General features: G+C 71.4%; 19 protein-coding genes. 11 read left to right on the forward strand and 8 right to left on the reverse strand.

Going from position 1 to position 16,287, the window contains the following annotated elements:
• Nucleotides 1-5: 5 nt before the first annotated feature.
• A complete protein-coding gene (locus tag ACTMTI_RS43675) occupies nt 6-923 on the reverse strand; it encodes an aryldialkylphosphatase (protein ID WP_441126711.1) in 918 nt (305 codons plus the stop codon).
• Between the two features lie 140 nt (nt 924-1,063).
• Here ACTMTI_RS43675 and ACTMTI_RS43680 point away from each other — a divergent pair, with 140 nt between their 5' ends.
• Together ACTMTI_RS43680 and ACTMTI_RS43685 are read left to right on the forward strand one after the other, a co-directional pair.
• On the forward strand, nt 1,064-1,519 hold the full coding sequence (locus tag ACTMTI_RS43680; RefSeq protein ID WP_441126712.1) for a TIGR02611 family protein: 456 nt from the start codon (nt 1,064-1,066) through the stop codon (nt 1,517-1,519).
• A gap of 54 nt (nt 1,520-1,573) precedes the next feature.
• The gene (locus tag ACTMTI_RS43685) at nt 1,574-2,488 is read left to right on the forward strand and encodes a TolB family protein (protein WP_441126713.1); all 915 of its coding nucleotides are present in this window, start codon (nt 1,574-1,576) and stop codon (nt 2,486-2,488) included.
• On the opposite strand, the gene ACTMTI_RS43690 is transcribed toward ACTMTI_RS43685, so the two are convergent.
• Complete coding sequence (locus tag ACTMTI_RS43690; protein ID WP_441126714.1) at nt 2,483-2,803, reverse strand: GroES family chaperonin; 321 nt, start codon at nt 2,801-2,803, stop codon at nt 2,483-2,485. The genes ACTMTI_RS43685 and ACTMTI_RS43690 overlap by 6 nt on opposite strands.
• Before the next feature lie 46 nt (nt 2,804-2,849).
• Nucleotides 2,850-3,821, reverse strand: coding sequence for an endonuclease/exonuclease/phosphatase family protein (locus ACTMTI_RS43695; RefSeq protein WP_441126715.1), 972 nt, complete (start codon nt 3,819-3,821; stop codon nt 2,850-2,852).
• Nucleotides 3,822-3,845: 24 nt separating this feature from the next.
• On the opposite strand from ACTMTI_RS43695, the gene ACTMTI_RS43700 reads away from it, so the two are divergent.
• Complete coding sequence (locus ACTMTI_RS43700; protein ID WP_441126716.1) at nt 3,846-5,090, forward strand: ArgE/DapE family deacylase; 1,245 nt, start codon at nt 3,846-3,848, stop codon at nt 5,088-5,090.
• Between the two features lie 18 nt (nt 5,091-5,108).
• Here the strand turns inward: ACTMTI_RS43700 and ACTMTI_RS43705 are convergent, their stop codons facing one another.
• Complete coding sequence (locus ACTMTI_RS43705) at nt 5,109-5,435, reverse strand: rhodanese-like domain-containing protein (RefSeq protein ID WP_441126717.1); 327 nt, start codon at nt 5,433-5,435, stop codon at nt 5,109-5,111.
• Nucleotides 5,436-5,470: 35 nt separating this feature from the next.
• Here ACTMTI_RS43705 and ACTMTI_RS43710 point away from each other — a divergent pair, with 35 nt between their 5' ends.
• The 3 genes from ACTMTI_RS43710 to ACTMTI_RS43720 all read left to right on the forward strand — a co-directional run bounded on the left by ACTMTI_RS43710 (nt 5,471) and on the right by ACTMTI_RS43720 (nt 8,341).
• Complete coding sequence (locus ACTMTI_RS43710; protein ID WP_441126718.1) at nt 5,471-6,109, forward strand: TetR/AcrR family transcriptional regulator; 639 nt, start codon at nt 5,471-5,473, stop codon at nt 6,107-6,109.
• Nucleotides 6,110-6,404: 295 nt separating this feature from the next.
• On the forward strand, nt 6,405-7,586 hold the full coding sequence (locus ACTMTI_RS43715) for a sensor histidine kinase (RefSeq protein WP_441126719.1): 1,182 nt from the start codon (nt 6,405-6,407) through the stop codon (nt 7,584-7,586).
• A 146-nt stretch (nt 7,587-7,732) separates the two neighbouring features.
• Entirely contained in the window at nt 7,733-8,341 is a 609-nt protein-coding gene (locus ACTMTI_RS43720) for a response regulator (protein WP_441126833.1), read from the forward strand.
• 57 nt (nt 8,342-8,398) lie between these two features.
• On the opposite strand, the gene secY is transcribed toward ACTMTI_RS43720, so the two are convergent.
• Nucleotides 8,399-9,688: a preprotein translocase subunit SecY gene (secY, locus tag ACTMTI_RS43725; RefSeq protein ID WP_441126720.1), complete on the reverse strand. Its 1,290-nt coding sequence runs from the start codon at nt 9,686-9,688 to the stop codon at nt 8,399-8,401.
• A 184-nt stretch (nt 9,689-9,872) separates the two neighbouring features.
• Here secY and ACTMTI_RS43730 point away from each other — a divergent pair, with 184 nt between their 5' ends.
• On the forward strand, nt 9,873-10,448 hold the full coding sequence (locus ACTMTI_RS43730; protein WP_441126721.1) for an AAA family ATPase: 576 nt from the start codon (nt 9,873-9,875) through the stop codon (nt 10,446-10,448).
• Here ACTMTI_RS43730 and ACTMTI_RS43735 read toward each other — a convergent pair.
• Nucleotides 10,433-11,263 carry a putative hydro-lyase gene (locus ACTMTI_RS43735; protein ID WP_441126722.1) on the reverse strand — a complete coding sequence of 277 codons (831 nt, stop codon included), beginning with the start codon at nt 11,261-11,263 and terminating at the stop codon, nt 10,433-10,435. The two genes, ACTMTI_RS43730 and ACTMTI_RS43735, sit on opposite strands and share 16 nt — an antisense overlap.
• Before the next feature lie 40 nt (nt 11,264-11,303).
• Between ACTMTI_RS43735 and ACTMTI_RS43740 the strand changes: the two genes are divergently transcribed.
• Both ACTMTI_RS43740 and ACTMTI_RS43745 read left to right on the forward strand, forming a co-directional pair.
• Nucleotides 11,304-11,672, forward strand: a complete 369-nt coding sequence (locus tag ACTMTI_RS43740; RefSeq protein ID WP_441126723.1) for a sodium:solute symporter family transporter — start codon at nt 11,304-11,306, stop codon at nt 11,670-11,672.
• Nucleotides 11,591-12,799: a sodium:solute symporter family transporter gene (locus ACTMTI_RS43745; RefSeq protein ID WP_441126724.1), complete on the forward strand. Its 1,209-nt coding sequence runs from the start codon at nt 11,591-11,593 to the stop codon at nt 12,797-12,799. The genes ACTMTI_RS43740 and ACTMTI_RS43745 overlap by 82 nt, the downstream gene beginning before the upstream one ends.
• Here the strand turns inward: ACTMTI_RS43745 and ACTMTI_RS43750 are convergent.
• Complete coding sequence (locus ACTMTI_RS43750; protein ID WP_441126725.1) at nt 12,719-12,943, reverse strand: DUF6158 family protein; 225 nt, start codon at nt 12,941-12,943, stop codon at nt 12,719-12,721. The two genes, ACTMTI_RS43745 and ACTMTI_RS43750, sit on opposite strands and share 81 nt — an antisense overlap.
• A 94-nt stretch (nt 12,944-13,037) precedes the next feature.
• On the opposite strand from ACTMTI_RS43750, the gene ACTMTI_RS43755 reads away from it, so the two are divergent.
• Nucleotides 13,038-13,970: a LysR family transcriptional regulator gene (locus ACTMTI_RS43755; protein ID WP_441126726.1), complete on the forward strand. Its 933-nt coding sequence runs from the start codon at nt 13,038-13,040 to the stop codon at nt 13,968-13,970.
• Nucleotides 13,971-14,054: 84 nt separating this feature from the next.
• Nucleotides 14,055-15,503: a S1 family peptidase gene (locus ACTMTI_RS43760; protein WP_441126727.1), complete on the forward strand. Its 1,449-nt coding sequence runs from the start codon at nt 14,055-14,057 to the stop codon at nt 15,501-15,503.
• A gap of 113 nt (nt 15,504-15,616) precedes the next feature.
• Here the strand turns inward: ACTMTI_RS43760 and ACTMTI_RS43765 are convergent, their stop codons facing one another.
• On the reverse strand, nt 15,617-16,147 hold the full coding sequence (locus ACTMTI_RS43765; protein ID WP_441126728.1) for a histidine phosphatase family protein: 531 nt from the start codon (nt 16,145-16,147) through the stop codon (nt 15,617-15,619).
• Nucleotides 16,148-16,287: the final 140 nt, after the last annotated feature.

A 16,287-nucleotide genomic window follows, 5' to 3' on the forward strand; every position in this document is an offset into this window, starting at 1 on the left:
TGAGGTCAAACCAGCCCGCCGGTCAGCCACCGCAAGGGGTTGTCGTGCGTGAGCAGGCGGATGGTGTCCTCGCCGACGCCGGACTCGCGCAGGCGGGGCAGCACGGCGTGGAACAGGTGGGCGTACCCGAGACCGCCGTACTTGCGCGTCTGCGAGATCCGGCTCAGCCCGGTGCTGATCAGCACGCGTTCGGCGTGGCCGTCCTCGATGAGGCCGAGCGCGATCCTGGCCGCCTGCTCCGGGCCGAGGCCGAGGACTCCCAGGCTGACGTACGCCCCCGCTTCGGCGATCTTGAGGGCGGCGGCCGGATCGGTCCCGGCGTACCCGACGGCCACCCGGGAGCCCGGCAGGTTCTGGCCGAGCAGGATCTCCAGCAGGGCCAGGCCGTTCCTGCCGTGGGTGGCGACGGGCAGGCGGGAGCGCAGGGCGGCGCGGGCGGCGGCCACCAGGCAGCGTTCCTCGTACGGCGTCGGCTCGGCGCCCCAGCAACCGACCTCGCCGATCACGCCGGGGAACACCCCCGTGCCGTCCACGCCGCTGGAGATCTCCTCCATGAGCCGCCCGGTGAGCGTGTCCACGTCCTCGTCGCGCGCGGTCGCGAACGGCTCGGCGAACAGCCCGGTCGACGCGATCACCGGCACTCGGCTGCCCGCCGCGACCCGGGCCAGGGCGGCGCCGTCGCGGCCCATGCCCATGCAGGTCAGGTCCACCACCAGGCCGAGGCCGTCGTACTGGCGCAGCTCGCGGAGCTCGGTCGTGACGGCCGGCTCCTCGTCGAGCCAGCGATGCGGGTCGGAGTCGATGCCGACCGCCCAGCGCATGTCGGTGCGCAGGTGCTCATGGGGAAGGACGGCACCGGTGACGGCATCCGCGAGTACAGGGCCGGTGACGGTACGAAGCAGGACCTCAGGCATAGCAGACATTAACCGATGTTTGCCGGAAGAAGGCCGTTGGCCCGGCAAATTTTACCGTTTGCCGCGTTTGGTGATTTGCTAGTCGTCTGCAAGTGAGCACGCAGGGCCGGGCCGTATCCTGGGGGACACACCGACTGCCGGGGGCAATTGTGGCGATTAAGAACTCCGACACCGGCGACGCCGACGTGATGAAGGGCGAGGCCGCCGATCACTCCGCCATGCCCGAGCGCCGTTCCGGCATCCACGGCTGGCTCGACGGCATCAGGTCCACCCGCACGGGCGCGCTCACGCTGAAGATCGCGATCGGCGTCATCGGCACCATCATGGTGGTGGGCGGCCTGATCATGGTGCCGTTCCCCGGCCCGGGCTGGCTGGTGGTGTTCGCCGGGCTGGCGGTGCTGTCGACGGAGTTCCACTGGGCGCACAAGGTGCTGGAGTTCGGCAAGCGGGTGCTGCACGCCTGGACGGAGTGGTACAAGCGGCAGGGCTGGACGGTGCGCATCCTCGTGCTCGTCGTGACATTGATCGCCGCTACCGTGATCGTCTACGTCGGCCTGCGTACGCTCGGCATCGACCTGATCGCCATCGCGCAACGCTATATCTAGACCCGGTCGTTATCCCGGCCGGAATTCGGCGATTTCCTGTTTAGTGTGCGGTGCGTGATCGCCGCAATCGCCCTCGCGCTGTCCCTGACCCTTTCCGCCCCGGCCACGGCTGATGTGACGCTGCCCGGCACCGGTGGGGTGAAATATCTCGAAAGAGCAGGCGACCCCGTGCGCCTCACCGCGTACGGCCTCGGCACCGGGCGCACCTACCTCCGATCCGCGGCAGGCGGCACCTTCGCCTGGGAGAAGACCCTCACCGAGGTGTCGGTCGCGCCCGGCGGCCGGCTGGCGGCGGGCGTGCCGGCGGCGTACCGGTCGGGCTACGACACCCTCGTCGTCACCGATCGCACCACCGGCAAGAGCACCAGGATCCGCACCGTCAAGAAGCCGCTGACCGCCTCCTACGCCTCCTGGTCGCGCGACGGCAAGAAGGTCGCGCTCACCGTGGAGCAGAAGATCGGCGGCACGTGGCGGGCGCGCGGCTTCACCGTCGTGGACGTGGCGGCGAAGACCGCCCGCACGGTCGGCATCTCCGGTCTGAGCTCCGGCGCGGGCTTCTGGTGGAGCCCCGACGGCAACCTCGTCGCCAGACACGGCACCGGCCTGCGCCTCTATCGGCCGTCCGACGGCGCGGTCATGCGCACGCTGGCCGGCGTCGGCCTGCCGACCGGCCCCGAGGACGCGTTCTCGCCGTCGGGCAGGCGCCTGGCCACGTGGTGCCCATCGGGCCCCAAGGGGCAGCTCTGCCTGGCCGATCCCATCACCGGCACGATCGCCCGGCGGATGAGCGTACGCCCTGAGGCGGTGTTCGGCTGGTGGGACGAGAGCCACCTCATCACGGTCATGGCGCACCAGGGCGCCTACCGTCTGGCGGTGGTCGATCTCGGCGGCAAGGTGACGCGGGTGCTCGCAGCGCTGCCGGCCAGGACGTGGGCGGCGGAGCTCTGGGTGTCCTTCATCCGGTCATAGGTAGAGCCCGGTGCCGTGGTCGGTCTCCTGCGTGGCCACCGCGTGCAGGTCGCGCTCGCGCATCACCAGGTAGACCTTCGCGTGCACCTCCACCTCGAACTGCTCCTCCGGGTTGAACAGCACCTTGTCGCCCACCTTGACCGAGCGCACGTTCGTGCCGACGCCGCACACCTCGCCCCAGGACAGCCGGTTGGCCATCTTGACCGTCGCGGGGATGACGATGCCGGAGCCGCTGCGCCGCTCCTCCGCCTCCTGCTCCAGCCTGATCATGACCCGGTCGTGCAGCATCTGTATCTCGAACTTGGGCTGTTCCACGGGTCAAGTTTACGAGCCGCCGCACCCGCGAACCTCCGGTACGCCATCACGGCAGCCGGAGCTCGGCGAACACCGGCCGATGGTCGGTGTGCCGCAGCGACAGCACCTCGAACGCGCGCACCGCCATCCGCGAGTCGGCCAGCACATGGTCGATCGTCACGCCGGGCACCTTCACCGAGGAGCCCTCCTGCGGCCAGGTCGCCTCGAACCCCTTCCCCATGACGTCGGCCGCGTCCCGGTAGCCGGCCGCCAGCAGGTCCCGCATCGGCAGGTGGTCGAGCGTGGCGTTGAAGTCGCCGGCCAGCACCCGCAGCGCGCCGCCCCCGCGCGGCAGCGCCTCGAGCCCCGCCTGCCAGCATGGCTGCCGCCCGTACCGCTTGGGCGCGCACGGATGCACCGACACGATCTCGACCCGCGCTCCGCCGGGATGCCTCAGCCAGGCCCTGGCCTGCCCGAACCCGCCCAACTTGATCGTCTTCCCGGCCGTCAGCGGGTGCCGCGCGTACACCGCGGACCCGCCGACCCCCGGCAGGGGCTGGGTGACGGCATGCGGCAGCGCCGTACGCACTCCTGCCTCGTCCAGGCGCCGCATGGCGTCCGGCGTGAACTCCTGCAGCGCCAGCACGTCGGGCCGCAGCCGGTCGACCAGCCGCATCAGCTCCGCCGTGTCGGCCCGGCCCACCAGCAGGTTGGCGGCCAGCACCCGCAGCACCGGTCCCTTGGCGTCCGGATTGCCGTCGGTGAGGGCCCGCGGCAGCACGGCCGGCACCAGCGCCAGCACCGCCACGAGCGCCACGGTGCCCGGCGCCCGCCGTTTCAGCAGCACGGCCAGCAGCCCGCTCACCACCACCGCCGCCGTCGCGTACGGCGTGTACGCCACCACCGGCACCCACGGCCAGTCCGGCTCGAACCCGCTCAATCGCACCGCCGCCCACAAGGCGAAAGGCACCACCACGATCCAGCTCACCCATGTCCGCACGCCCTGTATCGCCACATGTCCTGATTCGAGTTCACGCATGAGAGGGTGTGCACCATGCGTGACATGGAGGCAAGGGTTCTCGACGCCCTCGACCCCGCCGAGACCGTGAACCTGCTGGCCGAGACCGTCAGAGTGCCCAGCATCACCGGCACGGACGCCGAGTCCGAGCTGCAGCACCGGCTCGCCCGCCTGCTCACCGAGGCCGGCATGGACGTGGACGTCTGGCAGCTCGACCTCGCCGATCTGGCCTCCCGCCCCGGCTTCCCCGGCACCGAGGCCCCCAGGACAGAGGGGTACGGCCTGGTGGCCGTGACCGGCGGCGAGGGCCCGCCCGCGCTCGCGCTCCAGGGTCACGTCGACGTCGTCCCCATCGGCGACCCGGCGCAATGGCAGGGCAAGGACCCGTTCGCCGCCACGATCAGCGGCGACGTGCTGCACGGCAGGGGCGCCTGCGACATGAAGGCGGGGCTCGTCGCCAACCTGGCCGTGGCCAGGGCGATCCACAAGGCCGGGGTGCGGCTGGCCAGGCCGCTGGCCGTGCACTGCGTGGCCAGTGAGGAGGACGGCGGGCTCGGCGCGTTCGCCACCCTGGCCAGGGGGCACACGGCGGAGGCCGCGGTCATCACCGAGCCCACCAGCGGCGCGATCATCACGGCCAATGCCGGGGCACTGACGTTCCGGCTGGAGGTCGCCGGGCGCGCCGCCCACGGCGCCACCCGGTACGAGGGCGTCAACGCGATCGAGGTGTTCTGGCCGGTGTTCGCGGCGATCAGGCGCCTGGAGGCCGAGCGCAACGGGGACGTCCCCGAGCTGTTCCGCGGCAACGCGATGCCGTACCCGATCGAGATCGGCACCGTGCGGGCGGGCGACTGGGCCAGCTCGGTGCCCGACCTGCTGGTCGCCGAGGGGCGGCTGGGCGTGCGGCTGGATGAGGACCCGGCGGAGGCGCGGGCCGCCTTCGAGGCGGCGGTGGCGGACGTGGCGCATCCCTGGCTGCGCGCCAACCCGCCCGCGGTGACGTGGCCGGGCGGCCAGTACGCCAGCGGCCGGCTGCCCGCGGGGCACGAACTGCTCGGCGCGGTCGCCGGAGCGGTCGCCGACGTCACGGGCACGGTCCCCGCCGAGTCGGCGGCGCCGTACGGGAGCGACCTGCGGCTCTACACCGCGGGCGGGATCCCGACACTGCACTACGGCCCCGGGGACGTGCGGTTCGCGCACGCCCCCAGGGAGCAGGTCGAGCTGCGGGAACTGCACGAGGTCACGCGGGCGCTGGCGCTGCTCGCGGTGCGGCGCTGCAGAGCACTCTGATCAGCGCGTCGGGGGTGGTCAGACTGTCGCGTTCGATTCGACCGGCAGGCCGGCCAGGACCCAGTCCTCGATGCCCTCGGTGTACCTGCGCACGTTCGTGTAGCCGAGGGCGGTCAGCCGGCTCGCCACCACCTTGCTGTTGGGGCAGGACGGGCCGGTGCAGTAGGTGACGATGGCCGCGTCCTTGTCGGGCAGCAGTACGGCGGCGCGCTCGGCGACCTCGCTCTCGACGAGTGCGATCGCGCCCGGCAGGTGCTGCTGGGCGTAGTAGTCGCCGCCGAGCGTGTCGACCACCGTCACGCTGCCCAGCGCGGCCTGCAGCTCGTCGCGGGTGATGGTGTTCATTGTGCCTCCGAGATAAATGGACTACAGTCCGATTTGTGGATGACGTGGAAATTACCGGACCACGGTCCGGTTCGTCAAGGGAGCCTCTCGAACTGCTGCGCGCCTGTCCTCCCAAGGAGCGGGCCGACGCCGCGCGCAACAGGGAGAAGGTGCTGGGCGCGGCGGCCAGGCTCTTCGCGGAGAAGGGCGTCGAGGGGGTCTCCATGGACGCGATCGCCGCGGCGGCCGGGGTGGGCAAGGGCACCCTGTTCCGCCGGTTCGGCGACAAATCCGGGCTGGCCGTGGCGCTCCTCGACGCCCGCGAACGCGACCTCCAGCAGCGCATCCTGTCCGGTCCGCCGCCCCTGGGGCCCGGCGCGCCCGCCTCCGCACGACTGGCCGCCTTCGTCGCCGCCTACCTGGACTATCTCTTCGACCACCTGGACCTGGTCCGCATGTCGGAGACCGCCAGCCCGGGCGCCCGCTACCGCATCGGGGCCTACCGGTTCTGGCACCGGCACGTGGCGATCCTCCTCGCCGAGGCCCGGCCGGGCGGCGACGCCGACGTCCTGTCCCACGCCCTGCTGGCCGCGTTGGGGGCGGAGGCGGCGGGCGTCCTGCGGGCGGAACATGGGCGGGACCGCGCCATCAAGGGCATCACGGACCTGGTCCTGGCCTTGGCGAACCCGGCCTGACGCACTCCTGGCCGTTGCCCGCCCCCGCTGGTGTGGCCTGATCGTCCGGCATCCGGCCCCGGCCGGCATGGGCCCGCTGGCGCGCGCCCGACCGGTCGGCATGGCCCCGCTGGTGCGCGCCCGACCGGTCGGCATGGCCCCGCTGGTGCGCGCCCGGCCGAGTGGCATGGCCCCGCTGGCGCGCGGCGGCGTTCCCCAAGGCGGTGGGAGCAGGCGGGCAGGGACCGGCCGTCGAACTACCCCGACTCACGGGATAGCTCTTAAGATCGGGGCTAGACGAGCCAGGTGGGGGACGGTGACGGAGCACACGGAACGTGGCGGCCGATTGCACAGGCCGCTCGCCACGCTGTCGCGCCTGCGCCGGTGGGGCGACGTACCGGTCGTGGTGATGCTGGCGTGGGCGGGCTGGTTAGCGGTCCCGTGGTCGTTCAGCGGCCTCGCCCAAGCCCGCGCCGCCGCAGCGGCCGCGGCCGCGGATGCCGAGCCGCCGCGAGCTGCCGCGTACGCTCATGAGGCCCCGCCCGCCGGACCGGCACGCCCAAGCGTGGAGCGGGAGCGGCGACCGGCGGCGTGGAGCCTTCCGGCGGCACCGGCCGCAGCGCTCACGACGGTACGCCCCACCTGCGATGATCGGCCCTTCAGCGGCCCTGCGAGCGCGAACGCCCTGTTCCCCGCCGGTCCGGCGGCTTGCGGGCTGGATGCGCGCGGGCTGGATGCGCGCGGGCTGGATGCGCGCGGGCTGGATGCGCGCGGGCTGCGCGGTGCGGCGCCGACCCCGGCGGGGCTGGACGGCAACGTTGATGCGGTGGCTGTGGAGCGGGCCAGGATCGCCGGCGAGGTGCACGATGCCGCCGGACACGGGCTGGCGGCCATCGCCATGCAGGCCGGGCTCGCGCTCGTCGCCCTCGACGACGATCCGGACCAGGTGCGGGCCTCGTTGCGGGCGATCAGGGAGACGAGCACGACGGCGCTCGCGCAGCTGCGGGCGGCGCTCGATGGGATCGATCCGCCCGGTGGCGACCTGGGGAGCCTGATCGACGGCGTGCGGGCCGCGGGGCTGCCGGTGGACGTAGAGCCGGCCGCCCTCGCCGTGCCCGCCCACCTCCAGGGCACCGTCTACCGGGTGGTGCGCGAGTCGCTGACCAACGTGCTGCGCCACGCGGGACCGACCAGGGCGCTCGTGCGGGCGAGCGACGATGCGGGCGAGTTCGTGCTGGAGGTCGCCGACCGCGGCCCGGGCCGTGGCTCGACGGGCCCCGGCTCGACGGGCCCCGGCGGCCCCGGCTCGACGGGTTCCAGCTCGACCGGCCCCCACTCGACCGGCCCCCACTCTACGGGCTTGAACGAGGCGGGTGACGGGCGGGGAATCGCCGGGATGCGCGCCAGGGTCGTGGAGGCGGGCGGCCGGTTCAGCGCCGGACCCCGCGAGGGCGGCGGCTTCCAGGTGATCGCCAGGTTCCCGCAGGTCGCGACGTGACCGGCCACCACGAACCGGCCTCCCCCAGCGCGTCCGACACCGGCACGACGCCCTCTCCTTCCCACGCCGACCCCGCGACCGGCGCCGCTCCCGTGCCGTCGGACGTGATCAGAGTGGCCGTTGCCGATGATCAGGCGGTCGTGCGGATGGGGCTCAGGGCGTTGCTGGAGCGGGAGCCCGGCATGGAGTGCGTCGGCGAGGCGGCCGACGGCGCGGCGGCGCTGGCGCTGCTCCGGCGTACCCGCCCCGGCGTCCTCCTGCTCGACATCCGCATGCCCGGCATGGACGGCCTGGCCACGCTGCGGGCGATCGCCGAGGACCCGGAACTGCGTGGCACCAGGATCGTGGTGGTGACCACGTTCGCCGTCGACGAGTACGTCTTCGCCGCCCTCCAGGCCGGGGCCAGCGGCTTCCTGCTCAAGGACAGCGCCCCTGACGAGCTGGTCAACGCCGTGCGCGTGGTCGCCGGCGGCGAGGCGCTGCTGTCGCCGGCGATCACGAAGAAGGTCATCGGCCTGTTCGGCCGGCACGGCTCCGAGCCGGTCGAAGGGGTCGAGACGCTCACGCCCAGGGAGCGGGAGCTGGTGGCGTGGGTGGCCACCGGCAGGTCGAACGAGGAGATCGCCAAGGAGCTGGTGATCAGCCCCGACACCGTGCGCACCCACGTCAGCCGGGCCATGGTGAAGCTGCGCGCCCGCGACAGGGCGCAGCTCGTGGTGTTCGCCATGCGGGCCGGGCTCGTTCTTCCCGCATGAGTCCTGTGGCGGACCGCGTTCAGCGGTCCGCCACAGGCGGCGGCGCCTGCACCCCGCCTACTTGAGGAAGCCTGCGTAGTTGCGCTGCTGGAGCTGGGCCTCGATCTGTTTCACGGTGTCGAGCCCGACACCGACCATGATCAGCACGCTGGTCCCGCCGAACGGGAAGTTCTGCTGAGTGCTGGGATCCTTCAGGATCGCGAACGCCACCAGCGGCAGCAGCGCCAGCACCCCCAGGTAGACCGCCCCGGGAGCGGTCAGCCGGGACAGCACGTACGCCAGATACTCGGCGGTCGGCCGCCCCGGCCGGATCCCCGGGACGAAGCCACCGAACCGCCGCATGTTGTCGGCCACCTCCACGGGATTGAAGGTGATCGACACGTAGAAGTAGGCGAAGCCGGCGATCAGCAGGACGTACACCGCCATGTAGAGCGGATGCGTCCCCGAGGTCAGGTTGAGCGCCACCCACGCCCCGGCCTCGTCCCCGAGCAGGGGCGCGGCCAGCGTCGGCAGGTAGAGCAGCGACGAGGTGAAGATGACCGGGACGATGCCCGCCTGGTTCACCTTCATCGGGATGTACGTGCTGCTGCCCCCGTACATGCGCCGGCCCACCATGCGCTTGGCGTACTGCACCGGCACGCGCCGCTGCGCCTGCTCCACGAACACCACGGCCGCCACCAGGAACAGCCCGGAGACCGTCATCACGACGGCACCGACCGGGGTCAGCAGGAAGATCTTCGACATGTAGCCCGGGAAGACGGCGACGACCTGGGTGAACATCAGCAGGGACATGCCGTTCCCGATCCCGCGTTCAGTGATCACCTCGCCCAGCCACATGACCACGCAGGCCCCCGCCACCATGGTCAGCACGATCACGATGACGGACAGCAGGCCCTCGTCCCGCAGCAGCGGCCGGGCGCATCCGGGCAGCAGCTGCCCGGTGCGGGCCAGCGTGACGATGGTGCCCGCGTTCAGCAGCGCGAGACCGACGGTCAGGTATCGCGTGTACTGGGTGATCTTCGCCTGCCCCCGGTTGCCCTCCTTCCTGAGCGCGTCGAGGCGGGGCACCAGCACGGCGAACAGCTGCATGATGATGCTGGCGGTGATGTACGGCATGACGCCGAGGGCGAACACGGACAGCTGCAGCATCGCGCCCCCGCTGAGCAACTGCACCATGTCGAACAGGCCGCCCTTGGCCGACCCCACGCACGACCGCACCGCCACCACGTCCACCCCCGGCGACGGCAGAACCTGCCCCAGGCGGAACAGCGCGATGATCGCGAGCGTGAACAGCAGCTTCTTGCGTAATTCCGGCACCCGGAACGCCCTGGTCAAGACGGTCAGCATGAGCAAGGAGTCTGGCCGGTGACGGGGCGCGGGGTCATCCGCTGAGACGAGGCGCCCGCGTACGCAGATCTGCGTAGGTGCAAACTCCGCTACCTGTGGCGGACCGCTGAACGCGGCCCACCATAGGCGCAAACTCCGCTACCTGTGGCGGACCGCTGAACGCGGCCCACCATAATTTGATGGCATGGGCTCTGTGTGGGTGATCAGCGGGCCGCCGGGGGCGGGCAAGTCCACGGTCGCGGCCGCGCTGCTCGCCCGCCTGTCCCCCGTGCCGGCCCTGCTCGACAAGGACACCGTGTACGGCGACTTCGTGGCGGAGGTCCTGATGAGCAGCGGCCGCCCGGACGGCGAGCGTGAGGGCCCTTGGTACGACCGGCACATCAAGCGGCACGAATACACAGGCCTGACCAGGATCGCCAGGCAGATCCGCGGCCACGGCTGCCCGGTGCTGCTCGACGGCCCGTTCACCACCCAGGTTCACGACGCGGCCAGGTGGGCGGAGTGGGTGGCGGAGCTGGGCGGCCCGCCGGTGCGCCTGCTGTGGGTCCGCTCCGACGGCCCGACGCTGCGCGAGCGCCTCCTGGCCAGAGGGTACGCGCGGGACGCGGGCAAGCTGGCGGCGTTCGAGGATTACCTGAAGAACATCCGGGTGGCCGAGCCTCCGGTCGTACCGCATCTGGAAATCGACAACCGGTGGGGCGCGCCGCCCGTCGGGGATCAGCTCACGGCGGCGGGCATACCGCCTCATCCCACCCGGTAGCTGTCATCGCGGACGTCCAGGATGGCCATGTGGCCGGGCAGGTGGCCGATCGCGTACTCGACGCCGCTGGCCATGATCGCCGCCTGCGGCGTCACCCCGCACGCCCAGAACAGCGGCACCTCGCCGGCGCGCACCTCCACCGGGTCGCCGAAGTCGGGCCGGGCCAGGTCGCGGATCCCGATCGCGGCGGGGTGGCCGATGTGCACCGGCTCCCCGTGCACCCGCGGATACCGCCCGCTCACCTCGACGGCGGTCTTCACCAGCGCCTCCGGCACCGGCCGCATCGACACGACCAGCGGCCCCGACAGGCTGCCGGAGGCCGCGCAGGCGATGTTCGTGACATACATCGGCACGTTGGTCCCCAGCTCCAGGTGCCGCACCGGCACCCCGGCGGCGAGCAGGGCGCGCTCGAAGGTGAAACTGCAGCCGATGAGGAACGGCACGAGGTCCGCGCGCCACTCCTCCACCACGTCGCCGAGATCGGCGACCGGCCGGCCGTCGCGGTAGAGCCGGTATCCCGGCAGGTCCGTACGCAGGTCGCCGCTGAACAGCGCGGTGGACCGGGCGCCGGGCTCCCCCACGTCGAGCACCGGGCACGCCCGCGGATTGTGGTGGGCGAACAGCAGCAGCTCGTAGCGCAGCCGCGCGGGCACCGCGATCAGGTTGGCCTGCGTCCAGCCCCGGCACCAGCCCGCGGTGGGCACCCGCTCGCCGGCGCGAAAGCGGGCCCGCGCCTGCGCGGGACTCAGGTGGGCGACGTCCACTCCTTGACAGTATGGTGGCCCGGGTTCACCGGTCCACCATAGGCGCGGCATGCCGCGTGATGTTGTGATTTTCCGGGGTAGCGGGACTCGCGTGCGGCTCGACGTGAACGTCCTCGACTACGTACTCATCGCGATCTACTTCGTCACCGTGCTCGCCATCGGCTTAGCCGCCCGCCGGCGGATCGTCTCCAGTCTCGACTTCTTCCTGGCCGGTCGCGGGCTGCCCGCGTGGATCACCGGACTGGCGTTCGTGTCGGCGAACCTGGGCGCGATCGAGATCCTCGGCATGGCGGCCAACGGCGCCCAGTACGGCGCGATGACCGTGCACTACTACTGGATCGGCGCGGTCCCGGCGATGGTGTTCCTCGGCATCGTGATATGCCGTACTACTACCGCTCGAAGGTCCGCAGCGTGCCCGAGTTCCTGCGCAGGCGCTTCAACGGGGCCACGCAGCTGCTGAACGCGATCACGTTCGCGGTGGCGCAGATCCTCATCGCGGGCGTGAACCTGTACGCGCTGGCGCTGGTCATGGAGGCGCTGCTGGGCTGGCCGCTGCCGGTGTCGGTGGTGGTCTCGGCGATGATCGTGCTGTCGTACATCACGCTCGGCGGGCTGTCCTCGGCGATCTATAACGAGGTCCTGCAGTTCTTCGTGATCCTCGCGGGGCTGATCCCGCTGACCGTGCTCGGGCTGATGAAGGTGGGCGGGATCAGCGGCCTGTTCGAACGGGTGCGGCAGAGCGCGCTCGGCGAGGGCGGGCTGCGCACGTGGGCGGGGACCGCGGGCGACAACCCGATGCAGGCGCACTGGATCGGCATCGTGTTCGGCCTCGGGTTCGTGCTGTCGTTCGGCTACTGGACCACGAACTTCGCCGAGGTGCAGCGGGCCCTGTCGGCCAGGAACACGAACGCGGCCCGGCTCACGCCGATCGTCGCCGCGTACCCGAAGCTGTTCATCCCGCTGGTGACGGTGCTGCCGGGGATGATCGCGCTGGTGCTCTTCAGCGACCTGGGCAAGGGGCAGGCCTACAACAACGCGATCCCGCTGCTGATGCGCGACCTGCTGCCGAACGGGGTGCTGGGGATCGCGGTGACCGGGCTGCTGGCGTCGTTCATGGCGGGGATGGCGGCGAACATCAGCGGCTTCAACACGGTGTTCACCAACGACATCTGGCAGTCGCACCTGCGGCCGGACCACGAGGACGGCTACTACCTGCTCGTGGGCCGGGTCGCGACCTCAGGGGGATCTGACTCCCGGGGGCCTTCCTGGCTCAGTACTCGACCTCGAACGTGTGCGGCCCGAGGCCGAAGCCGTGGCCCTTCGGAACCACGTACCCCTGCTCGATCAGATGCGCGAGGCTCGCGCGCAGCACTTCCTCGCCCAGCCCCGACGCCCGGAGCAGCCCGTCGAACCTCGCGCCACCCGTCTCGACGGTCTGGGAGGCGACGGCCTCGTACACGTGGATGTCGACGTCCGACAGCGTCTGCACGTCATGGCGTTCGGACATCACCGCCGCCTCGCGCCTTCCCTGAGCCTGAAGGGGTCGACCTCCCGCTCGGGGTGGCGGCGGAGGTATTCCGCCTCTAGTTCGTTGGTACGTGAGGTGTGTGTGGCCAGCGCGTCGTCCGAGCCGTGGAAGAAGGTGTCGCTCCGGGTGGCGTGCAGCTGCCGCAGTTCGCGCACCACGTCCTCGTCGCTGAGCTGGGCTGGATCAATTCCCATCGTCGTCATGGGCTCCCCCTACCCCAGAGCCCTCGACTATATCTGTCACATTTCCTGACATATAGGCATTGTGTGTAAGATGTCCCGGCTTTACCTTCCCGTTATGGACCTCGAGCTCAGGCACCTCAGGATCGTCCGGGCGGTCGCGGACGCGGGAAGTGTGAGCAAAGCCGCGTCCCTGCTCGGGCTGGCGCAACCGGCCCTCACCGCCCAGCTCAAGCGCATCGAGAGGGTGCTCGGAGGCGCCCTGTTCGAGCGTGACCGCCACGGCGCCAGGCCCACCCGCCTCGGCGAGCTCGTGCTCGCCAGGGCGCGTGTCCTCCTCCCCGCGGCCAAGGAGCTGCAGGACGAGGCCGTACGATTCGCCCACGCCCCCACCCCCGGCTTCCGCATCGGCGCCACCAACGGCCCCATACTCGGCGGCCTGGTGGACCGGCTCGCCGCCGATCGCCCGGTCAGCACCTACACCTCCTGGTCGGCGCACGAGCTGACCGGCAGGGTCGAGCTCGGCCGCCTCGACTACGTGCTGACCGGCGCCTGCGGCGACTCCGGAACCCCCTCCGGCGGGCTGCTGTGGGAGACGATCAGCGTCGATCCCGTCTTCTGCCTGGTCGCCGAGGACCACCCCGCCGCCAAGGAGAAGGAGGTGGAACTGGCCGACCTCGCCGAGGAGCAGTGGGCGGTGACGCCGGGCGACGGCTGTTTCGCCGACTGCTTCGCGATGGCCTGCGCTCGCGCCGGGTTCACACCCGGCACGATCTACGAGACGGACGTGCCGACGTGCACGCACCTCGCCCAGGTCGGCCGCGCCGTGGTGCTCTGCCAGGCCACCCATCAGCCCGCGCAGGGCCTGGCCATGGTGCCCTTCGCGGGCGCGCCGCTGCGCTGGCGGCAGCTGCTCGGCCGACATCCGACCGCGCCCGACGCGGCCTGGGTGGTGGCGCAGGCCAAGCAGGCCCATATGGACGCCGTACGCCGGAGCCCCGTCTACCACGACTGGCTGGTACGGAATCCGGGATACGGCACCGCTCCATAACACGGCGATAGGGGCAAAGTAGTACTCCTCCCCGCCTGGCTTCGCCGTTACGGTGACGGCACCCCCAGCCACGAGGAGACAATCATGCTCCGCACTCCGGCGCTGATCGCGATCGCGATCGGCGCGTTAGTCGTGACGGCGACCCCCGCCGTCTCCGCCGAATCAACAGGGAAGCCGCCCTCCGGCGTCGTCGACGCCATCGAGCGCGACCTCGGCATCTCCGAAGAACAGGCGATCAACCGCCTGGCGAACGAGGCCCGCGGCAACGCCGCCGCACCCGGCCTGCGCAAGAGACTCGGCGACCGCTATGCCGGGGTCTGGTACGAGGGCAGCGAGAGCACCCTCGTCGTGGGCAGCGTCGACCCGGCGGACGCGCGCGAGATCACCCGCGCGGGCGCTTCCCCGCGCATCGTGGCGCGCACGTTCGCCCAGCTCTCCACGGTCAAGGAGGGCCTGGACCGGGCCGCGCCGCCGGCCACCGTACACAGCTGGGCCATCTCTCCCCAGGACAACTCGGTCGTCGTGCTGGCGAGCGACGAGCAGGCGGCACGCTCCTGGATCGCCGCCAGCGGCGTGGACGCGGCGGCCGTGAAGATCGAGCGGTCCGCCGAGCGGCCGCGCCTGTTCTACGACATTCGAGGCGGTGACGCGTACTACACCTCGGAGGGCTACCGTTGCTCGGTCGGCTTCGCGGCCAGGCGCGGCACCCAGCTCGGCTTCACCACCGCCGGCCACTGCGGCGGCACGGGCGTGACCACGACCGGCTACAACCGGGTGGCGCAGGGCACCGTCGAGATCTCGTCCTTCCCGGGCAACGACTACGCGTGGGTCGCGACGAACTCGCAGTGGACCGCCCCTGGCGTGGTGAACGGCTACAGCGCCGGCATCCTCCCCGTACGCGGGGCGACCGTCACCCAGCCCCAGGGCTCGGTCTGCCGCTCGGGCTCGACCACCCAGTGGCACTGCGGCACGGTGACCGCGCTCAACGCCACCGTCAACTACCCGGAGGGCACGGTCACAGGCCTGACGCGGACCACGGTGTGCGCGGAGGGCGGGGACTCGGGCGGCTCGTTCATCTCGGGCGACCAGGCCCAGGGCATGACCTCGGGCGGCTCGGGCAACTGCTCCGTGGGCGGCACCACGTACTTCCAGCCCATCGGCGAGATCCTCTCGACGGGCAGCCTGACGCTGGTCACCGCGGGCGGCACCGACCCGCCGACCGGCTGCCAGAGCTATGAGGAGACGTACACGGGGTCGCTGACGTCGAACGCGAGCGCGTACCAGCCGAACGGCTCCTACTACCAGGCGACGGTCTCCGGCACCCACGCGGCCTGCCTGGACGGACCGGACGGCGTGGACTTCGACGTCTACCTGCAGAAGTGGAACGGCTCGTCCTGGTCGGTGGTGGCCAGGGGCGACAGCCCGAACCCCGACGAGACGATCAGCTACAGCGGCACGGCCGGGTACTACCGGTATCGGGTGCACGCTTACAGCGGGTCGGGTTCGTACACGCTGGGCCTGAACCGCCCATAATGCCCCCTGATCCGGCAAATCAGCCGAACCAGCGCCGACCGGATCAAGGCCGGAACCGACTCGGCTAGACCGAGGCCGGGGCAGCGAAGCCCCGGCCTCGCCCCTTGCCGCCCCTATGAGGCGAGGTCGAACTCCCAACCCGGTTGCCAATCGAACGGGGCGTCGACGAGCTCCTCCAGCGGAATCCCGTGCAGCAGGTGCTGCAGCGCCCACCGATTGGCGGAATGCGACACCAGGAGGACCGTGCATCCCTGCCACTCCCCCATCACCTCGCCGAGGAACGCCGCCATCTCGGCCACCACTTGCCGGTAACTCTGCCCGCCGGGCCATGGGGTGTCGATATGCCGGCTGCGCAACGCCGCCACCTCGCTGACCGGCCGCCCGTTGTAGATGCCGTAGTCGCATTCCCTTAGCCGGCGATCGAGCCTGACCTCCTTGCCGTCCCTGAAGGCGATCTCCGCCGTCCGCACCGCCCGCCGCAGGTCGGAGGCGTACACGACATCCACGTCGCGCCTGCGCGCCCCGAGCTCCATGGCCAGCGCCCGCCCGCGCTCGGACAACTCGCCGGGCAGCCATCCGGTGGCGATGCCGGTCTCGTTGTCCACGGTGATGGAATGCGTCTCGTAGATCAGCTTGACGGACATGATCAGACGGTACCCGGGCGCGTCCGCACCCGCGCGGAGTGCTCTCCCTGGTGCTCACCGTCGCTGAGGGACGAGCCACCGTCAGGCCGGGAGAGACACGAATATGATCGACTTGGGCTCCAACAACGCTGCAGGACATG

This window comes from Nonomuraea sp. H19 (assembly GCF_052068215.1).
GTDB lineage: Bacteria > Actinomycetota > Actinomycetes > Streptosporangiales > Streptosporangiaceae > Nonomuraea.

What these genes read in the sequence shown, in the direction of transcription:
- ACTMTI_RS43675 (WP_441126711.1), bottom strand. Translation starts at nt 923, where the DNA reads ATGTCTGCTATGCCTGAGGTCCTGCTTCGTACCGTCACCGGCCCTGTA.
- ACTMTI_RS43695 (WP_441126715.1), bottom strand. Translation starts at nt 3,821, where the DNA reads ATGCGTGAACTCGAATCAGGACATGTGGCGATACAGGGCGTGCGGACA.
- ACTMTI_RS43700 (WP_441126716.1), top strand. Translation starts at nt 3,846, where the DNA reads ATGGAGGCAAGGGTTCTCGACGCCCTCGACCCCGCCGAGACCGTGAAC.
- ACTMTI_RS43705 (WP_441126717.1), bottom strand. Translation starts at nt 5,435, where the DNA reads ATGAACACCATCACCCGCGACGAGCTGCAGGCCGCGCTGGGCAGCGTG.
- ACTMTI_RS43720 (WP_441126833.1), top strand. Translation starts at nt 7,733, where the DNA reads ATGGGGCTCAGGGCGTTGCTGGAGCGGGAGCCCGGCATGGAGTGCGTC.
- secY (WP_441126720.1), bottom strand. Translation starts at nt 9,688, where the DNA reads ATGCTGACCGTCTTGACCAGGGCGTTCCGGGTGCCGGAATTACGCAAG.
- ACTMTI_RS43730 (WP_441126721.1), top strand. Translation starts at nt 9,873, where the DNA reads ATGGGCTCTGTGTGGGTGATCAGCGGGCCGCCGGGGGCGGGCAAGTCC.
- ACTMTI_RS43735 (WP_441126722.1), bottom strand. Translation starts at nt 11,263, where the DNA reads ATGCCGCGCCTATGGTGGACCGGTGAACCCGGGCCACCATACTGTCAA.
- ACTMTI_RS43745 (WP_441126724.1), top strand. Translation starts at nt 11,591, where the DNA reads ATGCCGTACTACTACCGCTCGAAGGTCCGCAGCGTGCCCGAGTTCCTG.
- ACTMTI_RS43750 (WP_441126725.1), bottom strand. Translation starts at nt 12,943, where the DNA reads ATGACGACGATGGGAATTGATCCAGCCCAGCTCAGCGACGAGGACGTG.
- ACTMTI_RS43755 (WP_441126726.1), top strand. Translation starts at nt 13,038, where the DNA reads ATGGACCTCGAGCTCAGGCACCTCAGGATCGTCCGGGCGGTCGCGGAC.
- ACTMTI_RS43760 (WP_441126727.1), top strand. Translation starts at nt 14,055, where the DNA reads ATGCTCCGCACTCCGGCGCTGATCGCGATCGCGATCGGCGCGTTAGTC.
- ACTMTI_RS43765 (WP_441126728.1), bottom strand. Translation starts at nt 16,147, where the DNA reads ATGTCCGTCAAGCTGATCTACGAGACGCATTCCATCACCGTGGACAAC.